Source organism: Neptuniibacter pectenicola, assembly GCF_001597735.1.
GTDB lineage: Bacteria > Pseudomonadota > Gammaproteobacteria > Pseudomonadales > Balneatricaceae > Neptuniibacter > Neptuniibacter pectenicola.
On the sequence record NZ_LUTS01000011.1, the window covers coordinates 37,741 to 63,385 of the forward strand.

The window sequence follows — 25,645 nt, forward strand, 5'->3', positions numbered from 1 at the left end:
TTATCAACTTTTTCCTCAAGGCATGCTTTACATTCCTTCAGTGTCAAACCACCAGATTGCAATTTTTGGATCAACAAGATTCGCTGTAAATCTTTCTCTGTATATACTCGATAGCCATTTGGCTGTCTGTCGCCAGGGATCAACCTAATCTTTTCATAGTAAAGAAGAGTGGTTCCTGATAATCCAACTTTGCTTGCAAGTTCTTATATTTTGTACAGAGCGTTAAACACTTCTAGGAAGTGACTGTAAGCACCTTAAACTGTCAAGCAATAGATAGGTCAATAGATAGGTCAATAGGTAGGTCAATAGGTAGGTCAATAGATAGGTCAATAGATAGGTCAATAGATAGGTCAATAGATATTAAATGAGTTTTTAACAAGGAAGTTGGCGCTTATGTGATGCGCTGGCTGATCGAGATTAGAGTTTTAACGTTGCCATTAACTTGGGCTGTCTTTTGTGTAAAACCGTGGCTTTTCTTTTTCTTGTTTCCACCAATCCTGCTTAAGCTGTTGGGTTGTAGCTGGAAATACCTCCTCTAAAACCTCCATATGAACTATTCTGTCTGTGCGAAAGTGCCTGAATCCCTCTCGTTTTTCGCACCATGCGACAGCGAGTTTAACCGTCTCGAAATAGGCAAGCATAAAAGGCCAAATAGTTCGCAGGCTAACTTTGCCAGCTTCATCTGTATATTCTATTTTGACTTTCTTTCGCGAGCGCATTGCTTCTCGCAACACCTCAGGGTCTATCGTATCGGAGATGATCGGGGTAAGGCAGGGCGCAACAACAACCAAAGAGTCAGCGATTTGTTTTAGGTGCTGAGGCACGACATCATTTAGCTTTTCAACCAAGCTTCTTGCGCCGATTGAAAGTTTCTCATCACCACGCTCGGCAACCCATTGAGCCCCTAAAAGCGCAGCCTCCAGCTCATCTGACGTAAGCATCAAAGGAGGCATGTCGTAACCATCTCTCAAAATGTAGCCAATGCCTGCCTCACCATCAATTGGAATACGCTGTGCCTGAAGCTCTGCAATATCTCGATAGATAGTGCGTAACGATACTTCCAGCTGCTCACATAGTTGTTGCGCAGTGATCGGCCGCTTGGCCGATCGCAAGGTCTGAATAATACTAAAAAGTCGTCTTGTCGCTGACATAGGGCCCTGATCACATTTCTGGTAATGACTTTTTAACGCCATCCATTTCTAGCATGGCCTTGTACCAACTTCTAGTACTCTCCCCTGTGGGAAGTTCGTCTGCTAAACTCAGGTGGAATATATTAGAGACAAGCGCAAGGTCGGCGATAGTCGGTTTTTCACCGCAAAGAAACTGCGAATCGGCAAAGGTATTCTCTAACAAAGGCGACAACTCTACCATTTTTTCTTGCCCTTGCTTGATGGCATCTTGATCAGCGTCCTCTCCCATAAATACTTTGTTAAGCACAATACCGAGAACAGCGGGAGATAAACGGCATTGAATCCAGTCCAGCCACTGATCTACAGCCGCTCGCGTATCAGCATCCTGAGGGTACCAAGCTTCCAAGTTATGCTTGTTACAAAGATAGCGTAAAATAGCATTTGACTCGTGAATCTTAACATTATCGGCAATTAACGTGGGAACCTGATGATTTGGATTGGTCTCCAGATATGTTGGAGACATATGCTCACCACTCATCATGTCGACGTTTTTAAATTCGTATTCTAAGCCAGTCTCTTCTAATAGAGAAACCACACGTCGACTGTGCTGTGAGAATGGAAAGCCATAAAGTGTATACATAAAGATATCCTTAAGTTAGGGTTTGGATGATAAATAAACGTGCCGAAAGATTAACAGAGCACTACTGTCACCTCCTGTCAGCAGTCTTTCGAAATGTAAAAGTGAGTGAGAGAAGAAGTTACGAAAGGAGCTAATTTGTGGGAGAAATTACATTTGTTCATCTCAGTGAAATGTACGAAAAACAGCTCATTGATTTAATGAATAACCCTTTAGTAGGCAAGCACCTGCCATTACTGGAGGGCGCTTTTTCGGAGGAGAATTGCCGAGAATTTTTAAGATCGAAAAAGCAACTCTGGGAAGAGCATGGTATTGGCCCTTGGGTTGTATTAGTTAATAACGATTTTGCTGGATGGGGAGGGTTGCAACCCGAAAACGGGGAAATGGATTTTGCCTTAGTACTCCACCCTGACTTTTGGGGCTATGGAAGAAAGGTATTTGATAAGGTCAAAAATATTGCGTTTGTTGATTGGAAGCTGGAGTCAATAACAGCGCTCTTGCCTATTGATAGACCAAACTCGAAAGCCATCACTCGATTTGGTTTTGTCGAAGATGGAAACTATTTAATCGATGGCCAGCAATTTGTTCGATTTCGGCTATTAGCTATGCATGTGTAAAAACTAAGGTGTAGCGATGTAAGTGGTTGCGTGTTTATTCGCGATTATAAGCCATTAATGCGGCTTCCGATTTTTTACGTAAGATTTGCGCAGAGATCTAGAGCCTGCGGACTGAGTAACCGACAAGTAGTAACGAAAATTCGTGTAACTACACAAATAAAAAAACAATTTTTGATTCCGCTTAATTATTCGCCTCGCTCTACCACTCCAGAGTAGATTTAGACGATTGGCACCAGCCCAATATAGTTTTATCTTATTACCTGATGGGTCATGTAATTTTTGTAACCGGGTATTTACCGGATTCATTCGGCCTAATAGGCAACTTAAGCGATGTTTAACGGGCTAAATGCCCGCTGTGCTATGTGTTTTTTGATATAGACTGTCTAGCAAAGCATATTCCCTTAATTAGCTTGATGTGTGCGCTAGGGAGCTTATTTCACCTTATTGAATGATAAGTGTAAGAGCTACTCTTTAACCTATTTAAAGGAGACAGGTTAGTTAAGGAGTGTCGATATTAAAAATTTTTAAGAGGTTAAACATGAAGAAGCTCATGCTTTACTTAGTCTGTATGTTAGGCGCAGGAGGTTATGCGTATGGAGATGGTTCTAATTGGTCGACATATGGTAACGGACTATCAAATCAGCGTTTTAGCCCACTGTCTCAAATTAATGCTGACAATGTTAACCAGCTTGAATTGGCCTGGTCGTATAGCACCGGTATTAAAGCGAGTTTTCAAACCAGTCCCATTAAAATAAATAATCAGCTTATTTTTAGTACACCTTTCAATCATGTCGTGGCGCTTGATGCCGCTAGTGGCGAGCAAATATGGCGCTATGAACATTCCCTTGAGAGTAAAAAAAGCTGTTGCGGTCCTGCTAACCGCGGTGTTGCTGTGAGTCGTGGAAAAGTTTTTCAGGCGACGATTGATGGGCATTTAATTGCATTGGATCAGAAGAGTGGCGACCTGCTTTGGGATATAAAAGTTAAGGATATTAGTTTATCCGTACAGGAGAGCATGGGTGGTTTGTTGCAGGGGGTGGATCTAGGCAAAAATGCAAAAATAGTTGGTGGTACTAGCCATAGTTTTAATATGGCTCCCCAAGTTTTTGAAGATAAAGTCATTATAGGTAGCACCGGAGCAGGGTATGGTCTTCATCTAGACACAGATTCAGGGTTGAGAGTTGTTGGGCTGGGTGATGGGCGTACCGGATTACGAGGGTTTTTAGCTGCATTTGATAGCCAAACAGGCAAGGAGTTGTGGCGTTGGTACAGTGTCAGTGGTGAAAATTGGGTGGGGCAATGGCGTGATAAAACGGTTGACGGTATCTCGCTTAATCGAGATATAGAGCAAGAGAAGGAAAAGCAGGAACATCTTCGTCAAAGCTGGAAATTTGGTGGTGGCTCCATCTGGACGACTCCCGCAGTTGATAAAGAGAGTGGGTGGCTGTTTATCGGAACGGGTAACCCTGCTCCGAATATGGATGATTCTGCTCGCCCCGGGGATAATTTACATACATCTAGTATTGTTGCAATTGACAGCACAAGTGGAGAGCTTAAATGGGCTTTTCAACAAGTGCCGCATGATCGTTGGGGCTATGATGTTTCAAGTCCTCCTGTGCTTTTTGAGACAGTCATTAATGGTGAGCGAGTTAAAGCCGTGGGGCAAGCAGGGAAAACGGGCTGGTTTTATGCGTTAAACCGAGAAACCGGGGAGCTACTGTATAAATCGGAAGCCTTTGTACCGCAAATAAACTTATTTGCTGATCCCTCAGCAGTAGGGGTGACTATTGCTCCAAGTATTGCGGGGGGGAGTAATTGGTCACCGGTATCTGTTAATCAGGCCAAGCAGCAAGTGTATATTGCCGGTATTCATAAGCCGGCGACTTATTATCGGAAACCGCTAAATGTAAATAAAGAGCTACCTTGGCAAACCTATACCTATTTTGAGTTTAGTGATGAACCAGCATTTGGTACGTTAACAGCGATTGCGCTGACAGACGGTAAAATCCAATGGCAACATAAAACGCGGTTACCTATGTTAGGTGGTGTTCTCTCGACAGCGGGTGGTTTGATTTTTAGTGGTGAAGGAGATGGTGAATTTTTTGCCTTAGATGAAAATAGCGGTAAAAAGCTGTGGTCATTTAAACAACCGTACGGAGTCAATGCGCCTCCGATTAGTTATTCAATCAAAGGGAAGCAATATATTGCCGTTGCGGCTGGGGGGAATAAAATTGCAGGTTATCCAACCGGTGACAGTCTTTTAGTTTTCAGCCTACCTGATAAGTAAGTGAAGTGAGTGTAAAGCCGACTTAGTGAATGTCTAAGTTGGCTTTTTTATTGAATGTTTTTAGTCCATTAATTCAGTGCGGGTTATTCGCTGAATACCCGTGCTAATTTGCGGTAGCTATCACAGCGTTTTTCAAAGCTGTGGGTGACGGCTACAACCATCACTTCATCGACATCATAGTAGTTCGCTTGCTCTTCTAATCTAGCCCTACATTCGCTAGGCGTGCCTGTAATTATGCTGTTTCTTGTTTCATGGAAGTAAGCTTGATCGGAAGGTGAGAGTTTTTTCATTAGGTCGAGGCAGGTTTCAGGAGGTTTGACCTCTTCACGTGCACCGTGACGAAAAGCGAGGACTTTCCAGTAGGTATGAGAGGCTGCTAAAAACTCGGCTTCCTCTTTTGTATCGGCTGCAATGACGGCACTTGCGATCATTGCGGAGCCCGATTGGGGGGCGCTTCCTGTACGTGGTCGATACAGTTTTCGATACCGTTTAATAATGTCGGCGGAACGCTCGTGGGTGCCAATAAAGAGGGCTAATACAAAGCCTAATCCCATGGATGCCGCTAAATCTATACTGCCATCGCTAGAACCTAAGGTCCAAAGTTCAGGTGAACTTCCGCCCATAGGGGTGGTTGTTAGGTCTGAAAAGGGATGTTGCTTTTCAAATTGATAGTCGTCAATAAAGGCGGTTAACGCTTCTAGTTGGTGTGGATAATGATCAGACGGTGATGGTTTGTGAGGGTAGGCTAAAGCGATACTCGATGATTCTGAGCCGCCCGGTGCTCGCCCAACACCCAAATCGATTCGTCCCGGATGAAACGCTGCAAGTGTTTTAAAGACTTCTGCTACTTTGTAAGGGCTGTAGTGAGAAAGCATAACGCCACCACTACCCACTTTGATTTTTTCTGTGCTGGCGGCAATTTGGCCAATAACAATTTCTGGGGCTGAGCTGGCATAAGCAGGGGTTGAGTGGTGCTCAGCAATCCAATAGCGGTGATAATTTAGTTCATCCGCTAACTTGGCTAATTTTATACTGTCATTTAATGCATCAGCTTGGTTTTTCCCATCATGAACAGGGGACTGATCGACAATGCTTAATTTGATATTAGCCATTCAGATCTGTTTCCTTTACTGCAAATTCTGCAATGGCTGTATCTTGCGCTTCAGTGGCACCTGAGATACCGATCGCACCGATCTGAGCGTCATCAACAAAAATGGGATGCCCTCCGCCAAAACCGATAAGGCCATCGTTAGAATTTTCCATACCTAAGAGATTTTCCTCTCTAATCAGTTTGCCAAAAACACCTGAGGGGATAGGGAAGAGGCTTGAGGTTTTTGCTTTGCCAGCCGCTACATCAATTGATCCTAAAAACGCATTATCCATACGGCGAAAAGCATTAAGGTGTCCACCTTGATCGGTAATAGCGATACAAACTTTAACACCAAGTTCCTCTGCTTTTTGTTCTGCTTTTGTGATTAATGTAGTGGCTAATAATTGGTTCATGTTCTTATCCTTTTTCTTCCTTTTTCTTCCATTTTCTTCATGCGGTAAGCGAGAGTCGGTCTAGAAATACCTAAAATACGTGCGGCTTCTGATACATTGCCTTGGGCGTTGTCTAAGGCATAATCTAAAAATTTCTGTTCAATATCTTCTAGTGAACCGCAATCATTAAGTGCTTCTTGAATCCATAGTGTGGAGTGTTGTTTTGCATCATTTTCGGATGAATCTATTAAATGTCCATCCTCTGATAATGTTTGGCTTGCTTTAAAACTAAGGGTTGGGAATAAAGCCGTTGCACTTATCTCTTCACCGCTGTCGGTAAGAATAAGTGCCCGCTCAATCAGGTTTTCTAATTCTCGAACATTACCCGGCCAGTCATAATTCATCATTGCCTGCATGGCTAGTCCTGAAAGTCCCGCGGTTCTTTTGCTGTAGTAGGCGTGATATTTCTCAAGAAAGTGCTCGATCAATAAAATAAGATCTTCGCTACGCTCTCTTAATGGCGGTATATGAATCGGGTAAACATTTAAACGGTAGTATAGATCGGCTCTAAAGCGCCCAGTTTTAACCGCTTCCTCTAATGATTCGTTGGTTGCGGCGACTACACGGACATCAACTTTTCGGGTTTGACTGTCGCCAACGCGCTCTAGTTCACCTTCTTGTAAAACTCTTAAGAGTGCCGCTTGTGCACGAGGGGATAACTCAATCACTTCATCTAAGAAAATAGTCCCTTGATGGGCCCGTTCAAATTTTCCTTCTCTAGAATTGCTTGCCCCTGTGAATGCTCCTTTTTCGACACCAAAGAGTTCTGATTCTATAAGGTCAGGGGGGATGGCTGCGCAGTTTACCGCAACAAATTTTTTATTTTCTCGGTTACTTGCATCATGTATTGCCCGTGCAACTAACTCTTTACCTACACCGGTTTCACCGAGTAGAAGTACAGTAACATTGGCGTCGGCTGCTCTGTTAGCTAATTTACAGACATGCTGAAAGCCGGGGGATTGTCCTCGGAAATTACCTAAGGTCGATTTTTTATCAACTTTATGGCGTAAAACGGAGATCTGAGATTGAAGTTCATACAGCTCTTCGATAATAGGCGAACGACTAAAGTATTTACGATAGGTGGCTACATCGTCCCATTCTTCAGCGGGTTTACCTACGAGTAAGCAGGTGTTGTCACCACAGCCTCGGCAAGTGATCTCTTTAAAAAGTATCTCTCGACCAAGTAGAGCGGATGTGAAGGCACTGGCCTGTCCAATAAGGCTCCAGCAAACCGGTTCTTCAAGTTGTCCTAACTCTGTGCAGAACATTTCAGCTTCATAAGAATCATGCATGATGTATTCAGCATAAAAATGTCCATTGGCTTGATCGACTTCAAGTTGTTGTTCATCAACACGAACAAAGCCTTTAAGGGAGTGAAGGCTAAAACCAGTCCTAATAAGATCTAAAGGTTCTTTGGATTGGCTGAGTCTAAGGGCAAGCTGTGCGTCTTTTTTGCCAATACTATAGCCCAAGCGCATAAAAAAGCCTTTAGCGCGCTCCAGCCCTAGGGTTTCTATCTGCTCTTTACGAAACTCTGCAAGCGCGATCAATTGCATGAGTAGAACTCGTTGTTCGTCCAACCAGATCTGTCCATCTCGTTCATCAAAACGAACTTGTTGGCAAAGCTGTGGATTTACTGGCAATTTTAAATGATCCATACGATCCCCAATTGGCTTTTCGTTTGATTCTATAATATCTCGTATATAAAATTTACTGGTATAATTGAGAACTTAAATCCTATAAATGGGACAATGTGGATGGATTTTCATAATCTTTATCTTTTCGTCAAAGTGGTTGATCGTGGTAGCTATATAGCTGCGGCTAAAGAGCTGAATATGCCGAGCTCTACATTGAGTCGCCGTATACAGCAGCTCGAAGAGCAGCTGGGCTATCAGCTTTTGTATAGGAGCTCACGTAAACTCTCTATGACAGAAGCCGGCGCATTATTTTACCGACGCTGTCAGCCATTATATGAGGAGTTAAGTGATGCAACTCAGGGGTTAGAGGGGGAGCTAACATCCCCCCAAGGAAACCTAAAAATCACTGCACCGGTGAGTTTAGCTAATGAGTTGTTAAATGCATGGTTTTTTGAGTTTATGGAGTGTTACCCCAAGATCAATATCGATCTGTTACTTTCGAACAGTAATATAGCGCTAAAAGAGGAGGGGGTTGATATAGCTTTCCGTATTGGAGAGATACATATCGCAGATTGGATATCCCGTTTTTTGTTTACCTCCCGTTTTTCATTATGTGCAAGCCCTAGTCTAATTGAGCGTTTAGGTCATCCGACCTCGATCACCGAGTTAAAAGATTATCCGTTAATTTTGTCGCGTCGCTCTCCTATTTGGAATTTTACCGATAGATATGGAAATACTTCTGAGTTTACCGGCGAGGCTCGGTTGATCTTTGATGAGTTACAAGGTGCCGCTGAGGCTGTTGAAGCGGGTATTGGTGTGGCTTGCTTACCCGATTATATTGTTGGCGAGGCATTAACAACGGGGCGCTTGATTACCCTTCTACCTGAATATGAGCCGGCTGGGCGAGAGGTGAAAATGGTTTATCCCCATCGCCAATATCTGCCAACCAAAGTTAGATTGTTTATTGACTTTATTTTGGCGAAAACGGAAGAGGAGCGAAAGGTTATGGCCGCGACTTAGTCTCCGACCTTTTGACAAAAAAAGCCCTGCAGGCGCAGGGCAAAAGTGTAGATCAATGCTCGTTTACAAGGACGATGAAGTAGTGAATGTTAATCTTAGCCTAGCTCTACTTGCCTAATTTTTTAGCGGACTCTCCCGCGATACCGAAATGCTGTTTAGGCATCTCATTAATCATAATACGGACGCTAGGTTTAGATGCATCTAAGGCTCTAACACAAGCGTCAGTTACTTCGGCGATAAGGCGCTCTTTCTGTTCATTAGAACGTCCTTCAATAATGTTGATCTGTATAATTGGCATATATTCCCTCAGCTATAAAGCCATGATTTTAATAAACGCGTTACTCTGGGCATAACGACATAGGTCATCAATAAAACTTGGGCGACAACGATTGTTAATGTTTTAAACCAAAAAGACATTGGCTCTAAAATGGGAGCAAACGCTAAGTTGATTGCGACAACAAGAACATAAACGACAATGATTAATATCAGCGCCATTTTGTGAGGGGAAGGGTGCTTTTGGGTGGGGAGTTCAGGTAGATCAAACCAAAACTCAAGCCCTGTTCCTCGTTTTGTTACCGCTTCCCCTTCAACTAAACTTTCAAGTTTAGCTAACCATTCGCTTCTTGTTTCAGATTGTTCCCAATGCTGACAATTAGCATAATTATCAAAGCGATAGATAATGACGTATTCATGGTTAGTTGCTTGGCTCGGTCGTAAAACATTTGTTCCCAGATGACCGGGGTAACTAGATGCAGCATTGATCACACCTGAAACCCAGTTTTCATACTCGGCCTCAGAACCTAACTTTACTTTACGTGAGATGCTGACCGTAATGGGGCCTTCATCTCCCGGTTGGCAAACCGTCGGTTTAGTGTTTTTTGCTGAACTCATCTAGTTACTCCTGTTAAGTATTAATTATACGAACTTACCACTGACAGTACCTAAGTCTTGATAGCGCACTGTAAAGCTATCGCCTTTATTAACTTGGACGGCCGCGGTAATTGCACCGATCATAATAAAGGTTCCGGCAGGGATTTCTTCCCCTCGCTCACCCAACATATTGGCTAGCATTGCAACGGAGGATGCTGGGTGTCCTAGTACGGCTGCACCGGCACCTACTTGAACGACTTCACCGTTGATCTCCATCACCACGCCAATATTTTTCAGATCTAAGTCTTCCGCTTTTGCCATAGTGCCACCCGCCACAAAGCGGCTTGACGAGGAGTTATCAGCAATAACGCTTTTAAGATCAAATTTAAAATCTTTGTAGCGTGAATCAATGACTTCCACTGCCGGCATAACAAAATCAGTTGCGCGTAGAACATCCGCAATATGTACACCTGGGCCCTTTAGGGGGGCTTTAGTAACAAAGGCTAGCTCAGCTTCTATTTTGGGATGGATCAGTTCATCAATTTTGATTTCACCGCCATCAGGAACAGAGAAATAATCGGCAAGGAAACCATAGCAAGGGTGTTCAACGCCCATTTGAGCCATTTTAGCCCATGAGGTTAACCCCATTTTCATACCAACAATTTTAGTGCCGCGGGCCTCTTTACGGCGACGCATTTCCCATTGAATATCGAAGGCATCTTCGTAGGTCATATCAGGAAAATCATCTGTGATTTTAGTGATTTCGTATGCTTTTAACTCGGCGTTTTCACAATGCTCGGCTAGTTGTTCAATTTGTGCTTTTGTTAGATTTCCCATTAGATTAATCCTTTTTCTTTAGCCATTGTTAGGGCTAAATCTTCAATCATATCTTCTTGTCCACCCACTGTGCCGCGGCGGCCTAGTTCAACTAAAATGTCCCGTGCTTGGATGCCATATTTGGCTTCTGCACGTTGAGCAAAGAGAAGGAATGAGCTATAAACGCCCGCATACCCTAGGGTTAATGCATCACGGTCAACACGTATAGGTTGATCCATTAGAGGGACGACTAAATCTTCCGCAACATCCATAATCTTATAGAGATCTACACCATGATTAGCGTGCATACGATCAAGCACAGCGACAAACACTTCGAGTGGTGTATTGCCAGCGCCGGCGCCTAAACCGGCTACAGATCCATCTATGCGGTTTGCACCTGCATCAACTGCAGCTAATGAGTTAGCAATGGCCATCCCCATATTGTGATGACCGTGGAAACCGAGTTCTGTATTTGGGTTTAATTCAGAGCGTAGTAGGCCGATTTTTTCGGATACTTCATCAGGAAGCATGTAACCCGCTGAATCGGTGCAATAGATACAGTTAGCACCGTAGCTTTCCATCAATTTTGCTTGTTCTAGTATTTTCTCTGCAGACACCATATGCGCCATCATAAGAAAGCCCACTGTATCCATATCCATCTTAGCGGCCATGCCTATATGCTGCTCAGATACATCTGCTTCTGTGCAGTGAGTCGCTACACGTATTGTGTTGACGCCACAGTCACGGGCCATTTTAAGATGATCGACGGTACCAATGCCTGGCAGTAATAATGCAGACACTTTTGCGTTTTTCATTTTTGGAATGACAGCGTTTAGGTACTCTTCGTCAGTATGTGCCGGAAACCCATAATTCAAGGATGAGCCCCCTAAACCATCACCATGTGTCACCTCGATTAGGGGAATACCGGCATCATCTAAGCCGGTTGAAATAGCAACCATCTGTTCTAATGAAAGTTGATGACGTTTAGCATGCATCCCATCACGTAGACTCATATCGTGAAGTGTTACTTTTTTACCTGTTAAGTCCATTGTTTTAGCCTCGTTCTGGTAGCGTGATTGTTCCGTTATAGGCTTCTTCAGCAAACATCTCTGCTGTGCGAAGCCCTGCGGCAGTCATAATGTCCAAGTTACCTGCATATTTGGGTAGGAAATCACCTAGCCCTTCAACTTCCATAAAAACGGATACTTTATTACCATCAAAGATAGGGCCGTTTACTAATTTATAACCCGGCACATACTTTTGAACCTCTTTGACCATGTTATGGACAGATGTAGTGATTGCCGCTTGGTCGGGTTTCTCTTTAGTTAGACAGTGCACTGTATCGCGCATCATCAAAGGGGGCTCAGCTGGATTGACTATGATGATTGCTTTGCCTTTATCTGCACCCCCTACAGCTTCAACTGCACCGGCAGTAGTGCGGGTAAATTCATCAATATTCTGACGGGTGCCTGGGCCAATAGAGCGAGAGGAAACAGTCGCAACAATTTCACCGTATTCAACGTCTTGCACTTGCGAAACTGCGGCGACCATAGGGATGGTTGCTTGCCCACCACAAGTCACCATATTGACGTTCATCTCTAATTGAGAAGCGTGCTTCTTTAAATTTACCGGCGGGACGCAGAATGGGCCGATAGCTGCTGGCGTTAGATCCACCATAATCACGCCAAGCTCATTTAATTTCCGGCTGTTTTCTGCGTGTACGTAAGCAGACGTTGCATCAAAGGCGACACGAATATCGTCTTTTATTACTTGATCCAACATACCGTCGATACCTGTGCTAGAGATTTTCATGCCCATCTCTTTTGCACGCTTAAGACCTTCTGATTCAGGGTCTATACCCACCATCCATACAGGTTCAACCCACTCAGAACGCTGCATTTTCATCAGTAAATCGGTACCAATGTTACCCGGACCGATAATGACTGCTTTTAGTTTCTTGCTCATATTTATATCCTCAAAGTCAGAGTGGTCGAGTTAGGTGAAACGAACAGATGCAGATCCAATACCACCAATACTGACTGTCATGAAATCGCCTGCTTGAACGGGTTCAAGTGGTACTAATGAGCCGGAGAGTATGACTTCTCCTGCTTTGAGTGATATACCGAATTCACCTAAGGTATTGGCCAGCCAAGTCACGCAATTAACGGGGCTTCCTAGTGCGGCAGCGCCCGCTCCGGTGGAGATAATCTTGCCGTTTTTTTCAACTACCATGCCGCAAGTTGCTAGATCTACTTCACTTGGTTTTACTGCACGGTCGCCCAACACAAAAAGGCCGCAAGATGCATTGTCAGCGACAGTGTCTTCGATTTTTATTTTCCAATCTTCAATGCGTGAATCGACAATCTCAAAGCAGGGCATTACATAATCGGTTGCCGCTAATACATCTGCATTTGTGATGCCTGGGCCAACAAGATCTTTTTTAAGAATAAAAGCAATTTCACCTTCTGCTTTGGGTTGAATCAAGCGTTCGGAGATAGGCATCTCCTCACCTTGGCTAAACGCCATATCATCAGTTAAATAGCCAAAGTCTGGTTGGTGTACATTCAGCATGTTTTGAACAGCTTTTGAGGTCACACCAATTTTTTTGCCGATAATTTTAGCGCCGGCTTCTACTCGACGGTCCACCATACGTAACGAAATATGATAAGCATCTTCAATGGTTATATCGTCAAAGCGTTCAGTAAATGGCTTTAATGTTTTGTGTTCGGTGAGCGCCTCATAGAGTTCATCACCGCATTTCTCTATCTGTTTTAGGTTCATTTTATTTCTCGTATGCAAGTTGATCACCTTCTTTTAAAAAGGTGGCAATTAACTGATTAAACCGCTCTTTGTGTTCAATTTGAGTCCAATGACCGCATTCACCAAAAACATGAAGTTGAGATCGACTGATCCAGCGGTTTAATGTGAAACTATTCTCAAGCGGAATAACTTGATCATCTCGGCCATGGATAATGAGAGTTTCATGCCTGAGTGCACGAATCTGTTGTTCGTCACTTGTCATGGCTTCAATCCAACGCTGCCTAGGGGCTGGAAACATTGCAGAATATGAGGCCTGTACACCTTCACGTATGCTTGCTTGATAACGAAGCTCTGCGAGTTCATCGGTCACAAGGCTTCGGTCAAAGGCAAAAATATCTAACATTGTCTTCATTGATTCGAGTGAGGGCTGATAGCCCCAAACTCGATCCAGTCCCGGAGTTAATGTGAAGGGGACACCGACACTTCCCATCAAGACTAGGCGTCGTATGCGATGGGGATATTTAATGGCTATCGCCAGTGCAAGCGCTCCTCCAAAGGAGTTACCTATTAAATCGGTTTGATCAATCTCTAAGTAATCTAGAGTATCGATTAGGTGCTGAACCCATAGATCCATGGTGTAGTGGTTGTTGGGCGACCCTTGTGTGTAACCAAAGCCCATTAGGTCGGGGGCGATAACACGACGCTCTTTCGATAATGCCGGAATGCTAAGACGCCAATTAGCCCATGCTGTTACCCCTGGACCTGAGCCATGAAGAAGTACAACAGGGGACCCTTTTCCCTGATCATGTACATTTGTCATAACGCCTTTTATATCGATGAGTAAACCGATCTCAGGGTTATTGTTTGTAGCGGCTGTATTCATGGTTCAGCTCGTATCTTAGAATTTAATGCAGATGTTTTTAGTTTCGGTGTAGAACTCAAGGCCATGAACACCGCCTTCACGACCAATCCCTGATTCTTTTGCGCCACCAAATGCGGTGCGAAGGTCGCGTAGGAACCAGCTATTAATCCATACCAGTCCTACTTCTAGCTGTTCAGCTATACGGGATGCTTTGGCTGAGTTTTCAGTCCATACCGCTGCGGATAAACCGTAGTTGGTATTGTTTGCTAAATGGACAACTTCATCTTCTGAATCAAAAGGGCGAATATGACAGCAGGGCCCAAATACCTCTTCTTTAATGAGGCGAGCGTCATCAGGAAGGTCTGTCCAAATAGTAGGTTCTACCCAAGCTCCAGCATTTAGCGCATCGCCCATCTCTGGGACACCACCACCCGTAACGACGGTTGCACCTTCTTCTACGGCTAATTTGTAGTAGGAGAGAACTTTATCTTTGTGTTCTTGGCTAACCAGTGGGCCAAAATCTACACTTGGATCTTCAGGACGGCCCATTTTTAATTTCTCTACGCCATCTTTTAAGCGTTGAACAAATTCATCAAACAGAGGACGTTCAACATAAACTCGTTCGGTACCTAGGCAAACTTGACCGCAGTTCACAAAAGCTGAACGTAGGGTACCTTCAACTGCTTTATCAAGATCACAATCTGCGAAAACAATCCCAGGGTTTTTACCACCACACTCCATAGAAATATTACGTAAACCGACAGAGGCAGCACGCATGATTATTTCACCGGTGCGGGTTTCTCCAGTAAATGTAATCGCATCTACATCTTTATGTTCGGTTAAAAAAGCACCAGCAGAGTCTGGACCAAAACCATGAACCACGTTGTAAACCCCTTCAGGTACACCGCATTCATTCATCACTTCACCAAGCAGTGTGGCGGTTGCTGGTGTTTCTTCAGAAGGTTTGACCACTACGGTATTGCCACAAGCTAAGGCCGGGCCTACTTTCCATGTCATTAATAACAACGGAAGGTTCCAAGGGCTGACAACGGCAATAACACCTTTAGGCGTGCGATGTCCGTAGTTCAGTGCACCTAAGCCATCCGGTGTATCCATGTGGAAAGCTTCAGTCGGATGATTTGCAACGGTTTCAGAAAAGGCTTTGAAATTCGCAGCACCCCGGGGAATATCAATGTGGGAAGCAATTTTATGAGGCTTACCTGTATCTAAACATTCAGCTTCGAGGAACTCATCAAAGCGTTCGTTAATACGGTCGGCAACTTTGTTAAGTAAGGCGGTACGTTGAGCTTGGGTCATTTCCCCCCAAGGTCCTTTCATCGCAGATTTGGCTGCGCTAACGGCCATGTCAACTTCTTGTAGGCCTGCCTCATGGACAGTACCAATAACACTGTTGTCTACAGGACAGCGGTTCTCGAACGTTTTACCGCTGCTTGAAGTAACAAATTGACCATTTATAAAATTCTTAAATTCTTTCATTCTTTTTCTCAAGCTAAGTAAAAGGATTCAGTGGTTGATACTGATTGAGTAATGGCAGCTTCTAATTGAGACATTAAAAGCTGCACCTTATGCTTACGTTAAAACAGTTAGGAATCGCTCATTGAGGACACGATCATGGTAGAAAATCGCTTTACCTAATTGTTCCTCTTGCCATGTAATCGTGGGGTGATCTGGGTAGTGGTAATCACCACCACAAAAAACTTCAGTGCGATTTCCGCTAGGATCAAAGAAATAGATGGTTTTGCCGTGCGTTAGGCCATGCCGTGTCGGTCCAATATCGATAGATACATCTCGCATTGAGATGAGATCCGCTGCACGTAAAACATCATCCCAAGTTTCTAGCAGGAAGGAGGCATGGTGGAATTTACCCAGTTCTGGGCATTCAATAAATGCGACGTCATGGGCTTTAGAGCTGCAGGTTAAGAAGCTGGCTATTCTTGTTCCATCGGCGGTTAGTACTTGTTCAGCAAGATCAAAGCCCAGAATATCAGTGAAGATCTCTGTGCTTCCGTCTATATTGGGTCCATAAAGGAGGGCATGATCAAAACGTACCGCCTTCATGCCTTTTAGACCTTCAGGCCAGGCTTCTGGGTTTACAGGATTAATACCCCATTTACCGGTTTGCTCTTTGCTTGCGTACAGCTCAAATGTGTGACCTGTCGGGGTATCAAACTGCACGCGACGACCACAGTCTTTTAGGTCTCCTGCCGGAATATCTTCAACATTACAGCCATACTTAATAAGCTCTGATCGTAGGCTATCGACGGTGGCTTCGTCGATACATTTAAAGGCAAAGAAGTCTAAACCGGGCTCATCTGCTTCACGTAGGACAACTGAAAATTTATCTATTTCAGACCAGGCTTTTAAATAGACGCGCCCCTGATCATCGCGATCCATCTCTATAAGACCTACCAGATCTCGGTAATGGGTAAGTGCCTCTTCCATATCGAGTACGCGTATTTGAACATGCCCTGGACGCATAACACCTTTTTTCATGAAACTATCCTCAATTATTATTTTTAAACGATTATTTGTTTCGGATCGGGTGAGTGAATAACCTCTATCTCAAGATCGCTGGTTGGAAAAATACGACAGGCAAGGACAAATCCATCCTGTAACTCTTTATCCGTTATATGCGCTTTGCTCATTTTTTTACTTGAGAAAGAGCCATTCACAACTCTTATTTTGCAGACCCCGCAGCCTCCGCCACGGCAGCCCACATTGATACAGTGTGAATTAATTGTTTCCATACCAATCAATAAGCTGATCTCGCTAGGGCATAGAAACTCTTGCCCTTGGTTAATTACCTGAATCTTATGTTTAGTTATTGTTTGACTCATGTATCAGTCTCTAACTACTACTGCATTACAGTTTCATACGTGCAGACACTACCAAGCAATCGATATGCCATTGTGGATATTTTTTTGATTCTTTTATTTTAAAATTATGAAAAATAAGGAAAAATTTGTTAATTTTTTATAAAGGCTCTGATCAAAAAGGTATACTTGGGTAAGGGCTAAGATTATCAAATGATTAAATGATGACTCGGTGTGTGACGAGTTGATTAAATGGAACTGTAGATTTAATGACCGCGGAAATTACTGCAGATATGCCGGTTTATTACTTTTTAGAGGTTAGCGCTAACGCTATAGTTCATAATCACACAAGCGTCGGATAGGGGCTCCGTCGAACCCGTTATATAGGCCTATATTAGGGATGATGGGTTCTGGACGGAGAGACGTTTGTCTAAAGCTGATTTTGCTATTATTTTTTGAGTCGATAGGCCATTTGCGGGCGGGTTATACCTAGAATGCGAGCAGCTTGGGTGATATTTCCATCGGCTTTTTCCATAGCACGCTCAAGTACCTGTTGTTCAAAGTGAGCTAGATCAAAATTATGATTAAGGAGTTGATCGATCACTGTATCTTTAGATGCATCGTCACTTTCTAAGCAGCTCAATTCCCCTGTTTTGCTAATAATATTCAGAGGGTGAGTTGGCTCTGAAAGAGAGGGGAAAAATGAACTCATATCGATACTACGATTATTATCGGTAAGAATAATACCGCGCTCAATCATGTTTTCTAGTTCACGAATATTGCCAGGCCATTTGTAGTGCATCAGTGCTTGTAATGCTTTCTCTGATACACCGAGTGTCTGTTTGTTGTATTTAGCGTGATACTTTTCAAGAAAGTGATCGACTAAAAGGGAGATATCCTCGGATCGCTCTCTTAGTGGGGGGATTAAGACAGGGTAAACATTCAGACGGTAGTATAAATCTTCACGAAACTTACCTGCTTTCACAGCATCAGTTAGATTCTCATTTGTCGCAGCAACAATACGAACATCAATTTTACGTAATTGATTATCGCCTACACGTTCCAGCTCTCCTTCTTGGAGTACGCGCAATAGGGTGGCTTGTGCTCTAGGGCTTAATTCAGCCACTTCATCAAGAAAAATTGTGCCAGTATTTGCTCTTTCAAATTTACCTTCTCGAGACTCGGTTGCACCGGTATAAGCGCCTTTCCTAACACCAAAAAGTTCAGCTTCAATAAGATCTGGCGGAATGCACGCACAATTGATTGCAATAAAGGGGTTGTTAGAGCGTTGACTACTTTGATGTAGTGCTCGGGCGACTACCTCCTTGCCTACGCCGGTTTCACCTTGGAGGAGAACTGTGACAGTACTATCTGAGGCGCGTTGAATCAGGTGGCAGACATGTTTAAATGCCTCTGACTGTCCTACTGAGTTGAATAATATTTCATCTGAAGGACAGCGGTGGGCCTCGAAGTTTTCTTTTAATGTGCTGACCTCATAACGTAGGGCAAAAAGCTCATCGGCGATAGGGTCGGGTAGTAGGCAACGTTCTAGCTCCTCTTGATCTTCCCATTCAGTGGCGGGCTTGCCGACAATTTTGCAGTGATCCGCGCCTGTACCTGCACACTGGGTTTCTTTAAAGATAATCTTGTGGCCCATATAGTATGTAGAGAAACCACTGGCATAGCCCAGTAAGGTCCAGCAGATTGGATCTTCAGATATACCAAACTCATTGATATGCACATCTGCTTCGTAGGAGTCATACCAATTAAATTCGGCGTAGAACTGTTTGTCGGGAAGGTCAAATTCGAGTGCGACAGGTTCGACGCGTACCATACCTTTTATGCCATGAAGCTGAGGGCCGACAAGGAACGCTTCGGATTTAGTGATTTCTGGGCGAACCTTATGTGCTAGTTCAGCATCTTTCATTCCGCTGTTATAGCCAAAACGCATCAAAAAACCTCTGGCGCGTTCTATGCCTAGGGAGGCGACTAATTCTGTGCGTAAAGAGCCCATAACAGCAGAATGAATAAGGAGCATTCTCTGCTCATCTAACCAGATTTTCCCGTTTTCGTGGTCAAACTGTATTTGAGAAATAAGATCTTCAGGCGTAGGAAACTGCAATGCCGGTTGTTCGCTCATTCAAGGACTCGCTATATTTATTTTTTTTATATGCTGCTAGCTATATTTAGGGTGACTTTAAATAATGAATACTAATTCTTGTAGTTTGTCCCCTAATACATTAGACACCTAGATGGCATCGCTAAGTGGTAAAAAATAATAAGAGCTTTTATTTATAAAGCATCTTACTGGGCGGTTGTTAAGCAAGAAGCATGCACAATCTGCAAAGCAGTGTTTACCTCTTTTAGCCCCCAAGGGTTGTTTATATGTCTCATCATTTCATCACTATTTCATACTAGCCTAACCATTTCGTCACCCTTTAGATAGAGGGGATCGTATAAATAATTCGTCGCAAAATAAGTCTTTGCCTGCTTGATTTTGTGGCGTTTTAATCCTAAAAAATATTTATATATCAAGTGGTTATATTGGTTTTCTTTTTCTTTTTCTGTTTTTTGTTTCCGATTGTGGCACAGCCTTTGCTGATAGCTGTTCGACTATGGCCCAAAAGGTGATTGAAACAAAATGAAAAAAGCAGAGCTAGATGTGAACAGTCAACAGAGCAACGCTTCGTTTGAACAGTTGGTGAAGTATGTTCGTGTTCGCAGCGCTGAAGGTGCTCGATTTGTGGAGTTTGATTTTGCCATCGGTGACCCAAGTCTGTTTGTTGAGTTAGTAATGCCTCAAGGGGCGTTTGAACACTTTTGTTTAAACAATAAGGTCGTTCATATGACAACTGAGCAGATGCAGGCCGTTGATGCCGAAATGGATAAATGGCGCTATGGCGAAGAAACGCTGATGGCCCGTAACCACAATCGCACAACCCAATAACAATAAACTCGTTTTGCTGGGGCACAACCGCATGACTATTGAAATAAAAACAGCAACGCTAGAACCCGTAAGAAATACTTATGCTCATATTGAGCGTCGTTTCGGCGATAAACCTGCTACACGCTATCAGGAGGCAACCTATGATGTGCAATCGGAAAAGTACTTCCATTATCGTCCGCTTTGGCAGCCAGAGAAAGAGCTGAATGATCCAAGCCGTACCGCTATAAAAATGAAGGATTGGTATGACTTTAAAGATCCCCGTCAGTTTTATTACGGTGCTTATGTCCAGCAGCGGGCAAAAATGCAAGAGGTGGCTGAGAACAACTATGCCTTCTTTGAGAAACGCAATTTAATGGCCTGTCTTCCTGATGGAATGGAAGCGAAAATCATTAAATACCTCATTCCTCTCCGACATTTAGAGCAGGGAGCCAATCTAAATAATATGTATGCCTGCTCTTATGGTTACGGTACTGCGATTACACAAGCCTGTTTGTATAACGGCATGGATAGATTGGGTATCGCTCAATACTTATCGCGTATCGGCTTAATTATTGATGGCAATACAGGTGATTCTTTGGCTGAAGCTAAACAGGCTTGGATGAACGACGCTATCTGGCAAGGTATTAGAGCCGCCGTTGAAAAGATGATTATCACAGAGGACTGGTTTGAGGTTTTGGTCGCTCAAGATGTGGTACTTGATTGTTTAATGCATGAGCTTTTCTACGTGCAGTTTGATCAATGGTTACAAGATAACGGCGCTCAAGATATAGGCATGCTAACTGAGTTTATGCAGGTTTGGGCTAAAGACAATAATCGCTGGATTGACGCAACGCTAAAAATTGCAGCGGCAGAGTCTGCTGAGAATAAGGCACTTTTAGAGACTTGGGTGAGTGACTGGAAGCAGGTCATAAGTGAGGCGCTTTCTCCGCTCGCTGTAGAGATGCTAGGGAGTGATGCTTTGGCATTAGCCGAGTCGGCTCTTGATAAACGTTTAATGAAGGCAGGCCTATTTAAATAGGAAGGGTTCTAAAGATGTCAAAAGTATATATCGCATTACAAGACAACGATGAGTCTCGTTATATCGTCGAGGCCATTGAGGAAGATAACCCTGAAGCAACGGTTATTCATATGCCTGCAATGATCCGTATAGAGATGGATGGCCGGCTTACCGTATTGAGAGAGACTGTAGAAGAAAAGATGGGACGTGACTGGGACATTCAAGAGTTACATCTAAACCTAATTACACTCGGCGGCAACGTTGAAGAAGATGATGACAGCTTAAGTCTTCATTGGAATGAATAAAAATAAGGTTTGAATCATGGCTAAGAAACTAAATATAAAAGATAAATATCGCCTGTTGACCCGTGACCTCGATTGGGAATTCTCCTATGTGGATCGTAAAGATGCGTTCCCGTTTGAAGAGTTTGAAGGCATAAAAATTACTGATTGGTCTAAATGGGAAGATCCATTCCGCTTAACAATGGATTCTTATTGGAAGTATCAAGCAGAAAAAGAGAAAAAGCTTTACGCAATTTTTGATGCATTCTCACAAAACAATGGCCACTTAAATGTGTCTGATCCCCGTTATGTGAATGCGCTTAAATTGTTTTTAACGGGTGTCTCGCCACTTGAATATCAAGCTTACCAAGGCTTTGCCCATGTAGGTCGTCAATTTGGTGGTGTGGGTGCGCGTGTTGCTTGTCAGATGCAAGCGATCGATGAACTACGTCACGTGCAAACGCAGATTCACGCGATGAGTCACTACAATAAGTTCTTTGATGGCTTCCAAGACTATAGCCATATGCATGACCGTGTTTGGTATCTGTCTGTACCTAAGTCATTTTTTAATGATGCACGTGCGGCAGGCCCCTTCGAATTTATGGTCGCGATAGGTTTCTCATTTGAGTACGTATTAACCAATCTGTTGTTTGTGCCTTTCATGTCTGGTGCTGCTCATAATGGTGATATGGCCACAGTGACCTTTGGCTTTTCGGCGCAATCTGATGAAGCACGCCACATGACTTTAGGTCTTGAGGTGATCAAGTTCCTGCTTGAACAACATGAAGACAATGTTCCTATTGTTCAAAAATGGATTGATAAATGGTTCTGGCGTGGTACTCGATTATTGACCATTGTGGCGATGATGATGGATTACATGCTGCCTAATAAGGTGATGTCTTGGAAAGAAGCTTGGGAGGTCTATTTCGAAGAGGCAGGTGGATCTCTCTTTAAGGATCTCGCGCGTTATGGCATCAAAATGCCTAAATATGCAGAGACTATAGAGAAAGAAAAAGAGCATGTATCTCATCAAGCGTGGTGGATCTTCTATACCCACGGTCATGCTGCAGGATTCCATACTTGGATCCCATCCGATGAAGAGTTGGACTGGTTGTCTGAAAAGTATCCCGATACTTTTGATAAGTATTACCGTCCCCGTTGGGAATTGGCTAAAGAGATGGAAGCAAAAGGTGAGCGTTTTTATACCAAAGCGCTGCCTCAGCTTTGTACGACGTGCCAGATCCCTATGGGCTTTACTGAGATGGATGATCCTACCCAAGTGTGCTATCGCGATTCAGTTTATAACGGCGACCGTTATCATTTCTGCTCCGACGGCTGTAAAGATATTTTTGATGATGAACCTGAAAAATATGTCCAGTCATGGCTGCCGGTTCATCAAATATTCCAAGGTAATTGCGGCGGTCCGGATGTCGAGAATGTTTTAAGTGATTTCTACCGGATGAATTTAGGTGAAGACAACATGGATATGAAAGGCTCACCTGATGAGAAGCGCTGGAAGCAATGGAAAGGTGTTGCCTGATCAGGCGACAAAATAATTAAACGATCGATAGTCCCTGACAAGAGGGACTATCGTATTGATCGGGAGAATAATAATGCCTATACATGCCATAACACCTGAATACAAAGGCGAAGTATTAGATAAATTAGAAAATTTTAACGGCAACCAAGTAGTTTATGTAGGTTGGGATCATCATTTGATGTTTTGCGCTGCATTTGCATACCCTTTGCCCCCTGAAATGCCATTTAGAGCCCTGTTAGACGATGTAATGCCTGAAGCATTTAGCCTTCATCCTGAGTTTTCTAAAATTAATTGGGATAAAGCAGAATGGTTATTAGATGGTCAGCCATTTATTCCTCAACTCAATGCATCATTAATAGATCAAGGGATTGGTCATAAATCGTTATTACGTTTCCAAACGCCTGAACTAAAAGGCGTTCAGGAAGCGGGTATCTAAAGCCAGTTTATAAGGTGGAATACTATGACTTATGAAGTAGTTGTTGAGCCGACAGGTGATGTGATTGAGGTGGAAGAGGGCCAGACTATATTAGATGCAGCGCTTAGGCAGGGTGTTTGGCTACCTTTTGCCTGCGGTCATGGCACTTGTGCAACCTGTAAGTGCCAAGTAACCGAAGGTGATGTGGATCTTGGTAATGCATCGCCCTTCGCGTTGATGGATATAGAGCGAGAAGAGGGGAAAATCTTAGTCTGTTGTGCAACACCCGAATCGGATTTAGTGATTGAAGCTGATATAGATGTTGATGAAGATTTTGAGGGTTTTCCTGTTAAAGACTTTATGGGCACCGTTTCGGCAATTGAAGATCTATCACCGACGATTAAAGGTATACATTTTACCCTTGATGATGAGATCGAATTTCAAGCAGGGCAATATATAAACCTAAGCATTCCAGGAGTGGAAGGATCTCGTGCATTTTCTATTGCTAACAAACCTTCTGATAATAAAGTGCTTGAGTTGCATGTGCGTTTAGTCGAAGGGGGCGCGGGTACTACGTATCTGCATGAACAGCTGAAGGTGGGTGACACTTTAGAGCTCTCAGGTCCTTATGGTCAGTTCTTTACGCGTTTGTCTGATAGTCAGGATGTGATCTTTATTGCTGGTGGATCAGGCTTGTCGAGCCCACAATCGATGATTTTTGAATTACTAGAGCGTGGCGATAGCCGTGAGATTTATCTCTTCCAAGGCGCACGCAATGTTGCTGAGCTTTATAATAGAGCTATTTTCGAAAACTTAGCAAAAGAGCATAGCAATTTTCATTATATTCCAGCATTGAATGCGCCAGAGCCTAATGATGGTTGGCAAGGCTTTACGGGCTTTGTTCATGATGCCGCAGATGCGCATTTCAATAGCCGTTTTGATGGTCATAAAGCTTATCTTTGCGGTCCGCCTCCTATGATTAATGCTGCAATTACAACGTTGATGCAAGGGCGTTTATTTGAACGAGATATCCATATGGAACGTTTTCTAACGGCTGCAGATGAGTCTGACGATCAATCTAGGTCCGCTTTATTTAAGCGAATCTAAACGTTGTTTATCTTCTCTTTTTAAACCAGCGCAATGCTGGTTTTTTTATTTCTTAGGTTTAGTTATAGATCGTTGTCATTGATTTAGAGTCAGCCATTAATGATTTGATTACCCCTTTTGACATCATTTGATTATTTGGTGAATGAGGAGGTTTGTTAAGTCGAAGGTTATGTTGAGGGAATCTTATTATTTTTATCTAATTAGCTGAATTATAAGCATTTTATTTCCGCATCAATAAGCTGGCACGGTGGTTGCTGTATTCTAGACGTCGAGGTGTATATGCACCTATAAATACAGTTTTTGGTGATGTGAATAAAATGACGTCAATAATTAAAAAAAGATACGTCGATAATCTTAACTTTTATAAATCGTCAGGGCCGACCTTAGCGAAGCTTGAAACAACAGGGCTAGCGCTGGTCATTTCTCTATCTTTAGTGGGCTGTGAAGCACCACTTAATCTTGAAGGGGTTGAAGCCGAGAAACAAAAGCAAGTTCGCCGTACAGATCAGCTTCAGGGTATTGCTGCCAATGCTACAACGCTAGTAGTCGTTGGTTCGGATGGTCTTGTTCTAACCAGTCCTCTAGATCAACTATCTTGGACCCGTCATCAACTTGATGATGCACCAGCGCTCGTTGATGTGGCTGTCTGTCCAGATGAAAGCTTTGTTGCGCTAAGTATCGACAAGAAAGCTTGGTTTAGCCGTGACAGTGGTGCTACATGGCAATCGAAAAAACTCCCCACCCCGGAAGACCTTCTTGATCTAACTTGCGCCCCTGATAACAGTATTTGGGTTGTGGGAAGCTTTTCTACCGTTCTTAATTCTACTGATAAAGGTGAATCATGGCATGAAACGACTTTAAACGAAGATGCCATGTTGACGGGTATCCAGTTTGTCGATCAAAACACGGTCTTTATCAGTGGTGAGTTTGGTTTAGCTAGTCGTAGTGATGATGCGGGCATGAGCTGGAATACACCGGAGATGATTCCCAATGATTTCTATACCCATGCGGCTCATTTTACCTCAGCCTCAGAAGGTTGGGTCGGTGGCTTAAGTGGTCAGATTCTTTATACCGAGGATGGAGGGATTAGCTGGGAAAAACAACTAACGCCGACTGAATCACCTATTTATGGTTTTTATTCTGTAGGGGAAAAGCTCTTTGCTTTTGGCGATCACTCAACACTGTTGAGTTTTACCGGTCAAGATTGGGCAGAAATAGATACCCATGGTCGTCCGGTTTATTTGCGTGATGTCACACAACTACCGTCAGGAGATTTCCTCTTGGCTGGAGGCTCTGGGTCTCTGTTTTCTTTAGCTATTCAACCTATATCTGGTAAGTAGAGGCCT

The 25,645-nt window shown here is 43.4% G+C and carries 26 protein-coding genes and 1 pseudogene; 10 read left to right on the forward strand and 17 right to left on the reverse strand.

What is annotated here, in order from left to right:
- Positions 1–23: 23 nt before the first annotated feature.
- From A3773_RS18595 to A3773_RS13830, 3 genes and pseudogenes are all read right to left on the reverse strand, one after another.
- A pseudogene (locus A3773_RS18595) lies at positions 24–191 on the reverse strand (MerR family transcriptional regulator); the annotation flags it as partial.
- A 246-nt stretch (positions 192–437) separates the two neighbouring features.
- A complete protein-coding gene (locus A3773_RS13825) occupies positions 438–1,151 on the reverse strand; it encodes a helix-turn-helix transcriptional regulator (RefSeq protein ID WP_067987022.1) in 714 nt (237 codons plus the stop codon).
- Between the two features lie 10 nt (positions 1,152–1,161).
- Positions 1,162–1,770, reverse strand: coding sequence for a glutathione S-transferase family protein (locus tag A3773_RS13830; protein ID WP_067987024.1), 609 nt, complete (start codon positions 1,768–1,770; stop codon positions 1,162–1,164).
- Positions 1,771–1,907: 137 nt separating this feature from the next.
- Between A3773_RS13830 and A3773_RS13835 the strand changes: the two genes are divergently transcribed.
- The gene (locus tag A3773_RS13835) at positions 1,908–2,384 is read left to right on the forward strand and encodes a GNAT family N-acetyltransferase (protein WP_156473538.1); all 477 of its coding nucleotides are present in this window, start codon (positions 1,908–1,910) and stop codon (positions 2,382–2,384) included.
- 538 nt (positions 2,385–2,922) lie between these two features.
- A complete protein-coding gene (locus A3773_RS13840; RefSeq protein ID WP_067987026.1) occupies positions 2,923–4,671 on the forward strand; it encodes a pyrroloquinoline quinone-dependent dehydrogenase in 1,749 nt (582 codons plus the stop codon).
- A gap of 83 nt (positions 4,672–4,754) precedes the next feature.
- On the opposite strand, the gene A3773_RS13845 is transcribed toward A3773_RS13840, so the two are convergent.
- The 3 genes from A3773_RS13845 to A3773_RS13855 are packed head-to-tail and all read right to left on the reverse strand — an operon-like array spanning position 4,755 to position 7,871.
- A complete protein-coding gene (locus tag A3773_RS13845) occupies positions 4,755–5,783 on the reverse strand; it encodes an LLM class flavin-dependent oxidoreductase (RefSeq protein ID WP_067987027.1) in 1,029 nt (342 codons plus the stop codon).
- Complete coding sequence (locus tag A3773_RS13850) at positions 5,776–6,174, reverse strand: GlcG/HbpS family heme-binding protein (RefSeq protein ID WP_067987029.1); 399 nt, start codon at positions 6,172–6,174, stop codon at positions 5,776–5,778. Before A3773_RS13850 ends, A3773_RS13845 begins: the two co-directional genes overlap by 8 nt.
- Positions 6,171–7,871: a sigma-54-dependent Fis family transcriptional regulator gene (locus tag A3773_RS13855; protein ID WP_067987031.1), complete on the reverse strand. Its 1,701-nt coding sequence runs from the start codon at positions 7,869–7,871 to the stop codon at positions 6,171–6,173. Before A3773_RS13855 ends, A3773_RS13850 begins: the two co-directional genes overlap by 4 nt.
- 99 nt (positions 7,872–7,970) lie before the next feature.
- Between A3773_RS13855 and A3773_RS13860 the strand changes: the two genes are divergently transcribed.
- Positions 7,971–8,870, forward strand: a complete 900-nt coding sequence (locus A3773_RS13860) for a LysR family transcriptional regulator (protein WP_067987034.1) — start codon at positions 7,971–7,973, stop codon at positions 8,868–8,870.
- A gap of 106 nt (positions 8,871–8,976) precedes the next feature.
- On the opposite strand, the gene thmT is transcribed toward A3773_RS13860, so the two are convergent.
- The 11 genes from thmT to A3773_RS13915 form a co-directional block, all read right to left on the reverse strand.
- The gene (gene thmT / locus A3773_RS13865; RefSeq protein WP_067987037.1) at positions 8,977–9,168 is read right to left on the reverse strand and encodes a 2-hydroxymuconate tautomerase; all 192 of its coding nucleotides are present in this window, start codon (positions 9,166–9,168) and stop codon (positions 8,977–8,979) included.
- Between the two features lie 8 nt (positions 9,169–9,176).
- The gene (locus A3773_RS13870) at positions 9,177–9,761 is read right to left on the reverse strand and encodes an antibiotic biosynthesis monooxygenase (protein WP_067987038.1); all 585 of its coding nucleotides are present in this window, start codon (positions 9,759–9,761) and stop codon (positions 9,177–9,179) included.
- A 24-nt stretch (positions 9,762–9,785) separates the two neighbouring features.
- Positions 9,786–10,577 (reverse strand): 2-oxo-3-hexenedioate decarboxylase, encoded by a 792-nt coding sequence (dmpH, locus tag A3773_RS13875; protein ID WP_067867321.1) that lies wholly within the window; start codon positions 10,575–10,577, stop codon positions 9,786–9,788.
- Positions 10,577–11,605: a 4-hydroxy-2-oxovalerate aldolase gene (gene dmpG, locus A3773_RS13880; protein ID WP_067987040.1), complete on the reverse strand. Its 1,029-nt coding sequence runs from the start codon at positions 11,603–11,605 to the stop codon at positions 10,577–10,579. The genes dmpH and dmpG overlap by 1 nt, the downstream gene beginning before the upstream one ends.
- Positions 11,606–11,609: 4 nt before the next feature.
- Entirely contained in the window at positions 11,610–12,521 is a 912-nt protein-coding gene (locus A3773_RS13885) for an acetaldehyde dehydrogenase (acetylating) (protein ID WP_067987042.1), read from the reverse strand.
- Between the two features lie 30 nt (positions 12,522–12,551).
- Entirely contained in the window at positions 12,552–13,337 is a 786-nt protein-coding gene (gene dmpE / locus A3773_RS13890; RefSeq protein ID WP_067987044.1) for a 2-oxopent-4-enoate hydratase, read from the reverse strand.
- A 1-nt stretch (position 13,338) separates the two neighbouring features.
- Positions 13,339–14,199, reverse strand: a complete 861-nt coding sequence (locus A3773_RS13895; RefSeq protein ID WP_067987046.1) for an alpha/beta fold hydrolase — start codon at positions 14,197–14,199, stop codon at positions 13,339–13,341.
- Positions 14,200–14,214: 15 nt separating this feature from the next.
- On the reverse strand, positions 14,215–15,675 hold the full coding sequence (locus tag A3773_RS13900; protein WP_067987047.1) for a 2-hydroxymuconic semialdehyde dehydrogenase: 1,461 nt from the start codon (positions 15,673–15,675) through the stop codon (positions 14,215–14,217).
- A gap of 93 nt (positions 15,676–15,768) precedes the next feature.
- On the reverse strand, positions 15,769–16,692 hold the full coding sequence (locus tag A3773_RS13905; protein ID WP_067867340.1) for a catechol 2,3-dioxygenase: 924 nt from the start codon (positions 16,690–16,692) through the stop codon (positions 15,769–15,771).
- A gap of 23 nt (positions 16,693–16,715) precedes the next feature.
- Positions 16,716–17,036, reverse strand: coding sequence for a 2Fe-2S iron-sulfur cluster-binding protein (locus tag A3773_RS13910; protein ID WP_067867344.1), 321 nt, complete (start codon positions 17,034–17,036; stop codon positions 16,716–16,718).
- 424 nt (positions 17,037–17,460) lie between these two features.
- Complete coding sequence (locus A3773_RS13915) at positions 17,461–19,152, reverse strand: sigma-54-dependent Fis family transcriptional regulator (protein WP_067987049.1); 1,692 nt, start codon at positions 19,150–19,152, stop codon at positions 17,461–17,463.
- Between the two features lie 501 nt (positions 19,153–19,653).
- Here A3773_RS13915 and A3773_RS13920 point away from each other — a divergent pair.
- The 7 genes from A3773_RS13920 to A3773_RS13950 all read left to right on the forward strand — a co-directional run bounded on the left by A3773_RS13920 (position 19,654) and on the right by A3773_RS13950 (position 25,639).
- Positions 19,654–19,959 (forward strand): phenol hydroxylase subunit, encoded by a 306-nt coding sequence (locus A3773_RS13920; protein WP_067987051.1) that lies wholly within the window; start codon positions 19,654–19,656, stop codon positions 19,957–19,959.
- Between the two features lie 31 nt (positions 19,960–19,990).
- Positions 19,991–20,977 (forward strand): aromatic/alkene monooxygenase hydroxylase subunit beta, encoded by a 987-nt coding sequence (locus A3773_RS13925; protein ID WP_067987053.1) that lies wholly within the window; start codon positions 19,991–19,993, stop codon positions 20,975–20,977.
- Positions 20,978–20,991: 14 nt separating this feature from the next.
- Positions 20,992–21,261, forward strand: coding sequence for an MmoB/DmpM family protein (locus tag A3773_RS13930; protein ID WP_067987055.1), 270 nt, complete (start codon positions 20,992–20,994; stop codon positions 21,259–21,261).
- A gap of 16 nt (positions 21,262–21,277) precedes the next feature.
- Positions 21,278–22,777 (forward strand): aromatic/alkene/methane monooxygenase hydroxylase/oxygenase subunit alpha, encoded by a 1,500-nt coding sequence (locus A3773_RS13935; protein ID WP_067987057.1) that lies wholly within the window; start codon positions 21,278–21,280, stop codon positions 22,775–22,777.
- A 73-nt stretch (positions 22,778–22,850) separates the two neighbouring features.
- Positions 22,851–23,213: a phenol hydroxylase subunit P4 gene (locus A3773_RS13940; protein ID WP_067987059.1), complete on the forward strand. Its 363-nt coding sequence runs from the start codon at positions 22,851–22,853 to the stop codon at positions 23,211–23,213.
- A 24-nt stretch (positions 23,214–23,237) separates the two neighbouring features.
- Positions 23,238–24,299, forward strand: coding sequence for an NADH:ubiquinone reductase (Na(+)-transporting) subunit F (locus A3773_RS13945; protein WP_067987061.1), 1,062 nt, complete (start codon positions 23,238–23,240; stop codon positions 24,297–24,299).
- A gap of 317 nt (positions 24,300–24,616) precedes the next feature.
- The gene (locus A3773_RS13950; protein ID WP_082800635.1) at positions 24,617–25,639 is read left to right on the forward strand and encodes a WD40/YVTN/BNR-like repeat-containing protein; all 1,023 of its coding nucleotides are present in this window, start codon (positions 24,617–24,619) and stop codon (positions 25,637–25,639) included.
- Positions 25,640–25,645: the final 6 nt, after the last annotated feature.

Excerpts from the sequence above, each read along its gene's own strand:
- A3773_RS13825 (WP_067987022.1), bottom strand. The coding sequence starts at position 1,151 with ATGTCAGCGACAAGACGACTTTTTAGTATTATTCAGACCTTGCGATCG.
- A3773_RS13830 (WP_067987024.1), bottom strand. The coding sequence starts at position 1,770 with ATGTATACACTTTATGGCTTTCCATTCTCACAGCACAGTCGACGTGTG.
- A3773_RS13840 (WP_067987026.1), top strand. The coding sequence starts at position 2,923 with ATGAAGAAGCTCATGCTTTACTTAGTCTGTATGTTAGGCGCAGGAGGT.
- A3773_RS13845 (WP_067987027.1), bottom strand. The coding sequence starts at position 5,783 with ATGGCTAATATCAAATTAAGCATTGTCGATCAGTCCCCTGTTCATGAT.
- A3773_RS13850 (WP_067987029.1), bottom strand. The coding sequence starts at position 6,174 with ATGAACCAATTATTAGCCACTACATTAATCACAAAAGCAGAACAAAAA.
- A3773_RS13855 (WP_067987031.1), bottom strand. The coding sequence starts at position 7,871 with ATGGATCATTTAAAATTGCCAGTAAATCCACAGCTTTGCCAACAAGTT.
- A3773_RS13860 (WP_067987034.1), top strand. The coding sequence starts at position 7,971 with ATGGATTTTCATAATCTTTATCTTTTCGTCAAAGTGGTTGATCGTGGT.
- thmT (WP_067987037.1), bottom strand. The coding sequence starts at position 9,168 with ATGCCAATTATACAGATCAACATTATTGAAGGACGTTCTAATGAACAG.
- A3773_RS13870 (WP_067987038.1), bottom strand. The coding sequence starts at position 9,761 with ATGAGTTCAGCAAAAAACACTAAACCGACGGTTTGCCAACCGGGAGAT.
- dmpH (WP_067867321.1), bottom strand. The coding sequence starts at position 10,577 with ATGGGAAATCTAACAAAAGCACAAATTGAACAACTAGCCGAGCATTGT.
- dmpG (WP_067987040.1), bottom strand. The coding sequence starts at position 11,605 with ATGGACTTAACAGGTAAAAAAGTAACACTTCACGATATGAGTCTACGT.
- A3773_RS13885 (WP_067987042.1), bottom strand. The coding sequence starts at position 12,521 with ATGAGCAAGAAACTAAAAGCAGTCATTATCGGTCCGGGTAACATTGGT.
- dmpE (WP_067987044.1), bottom strand. The coding sequence starts at position 13,337 with ATGAACCTAAAACAGATAGAGAAATGCGGTGATGAACTCTATGAGGCG.
- A3773_RS13895 (WP_067987046.1), bottom strand. The coding sequence starts at position 14,199 with ATGAATACAGCCGCTACAAACAATAACCCTGAGATCGGTTTACTCATC.
- A3773_RS13900 (WP_067987047.1), bottom strand. The coding sequence starts at position 15,675 with ATGAAAGAATTTAAGAATTTTATAAATGGTCAATTTGTTACTTCAAGC.
- A3773_RS13905 (WP_067867340.1), bottom strand. The coding sequence starts at position 16,692 with ATGAAAAAAGGTGTTATGCGTCCAGGGCATGTTCAAATACGCGTACTC.
- A3773_RS13910 (WP_067867344.1), bottom strand. The coding sequence starts at position 17,036 with ATGAGTCAAACAATAACTAAACATAAGATTCAGGTAATTAACCAAGGG.
- A3773_RS13915 (WP_067987049.1), bottom strand. The coding sequence starts at position 19,152 with ATGAGCGAACAACCGGCATTGCAGTTTCCTACGCCTGAAGATCTTATT.
- A3773_RS13920 (WP_067987051.1), top strand. The coding sequence starts at position 19,654 with ATGAAAAAAGCAGAGCTAGATGTGAACAGTCAACAGAGCAACGCTTCG.
- A3773_RS13925 (WP_067987053.1), top strand. The coding sequence starts at position 19,991 with ATGACTATTGAAATAAAAACAGCAACGCTAGAACCCGTAAGAAATACT.
- A3773_RS13930 (WP_067987055.1), top strand. The coding sequence starts at position 20,992 with ATGTCAAAAGTATATATCGCATTACAAGACAACGATGAGTCTCGTTAT.
- A3773_RS13935 (WP_067987057.1), top strand. The coding sequence starts at position 21,278 with ATGGCTAAGAAACTAAATATAAAAGATAAATATCGCCTGTTGACCCGT.
- A3773_RS13940 (WP_067987059.1), top strand. The coding sequence starts at position 22,851 with ATGCCTATACATGCCATAACACCTGAATACAAAGGCGAAGTATTAGAT.
- A3773_RS13945 (WP_067987061.1), top strand. The coding sequence starts at position 23,238 with ATGACTTATGAAGTAGTTGTTGAGCCGACAGGTGATGTGATTGAGGTG.
- A3773_RS13950 (WP_082800635.1), top strand. The coding sequence starts at position 24,617 with ATGACGTCAATAATTAAAAAAAGATACGTCGATAATCTTAACTTTTAT.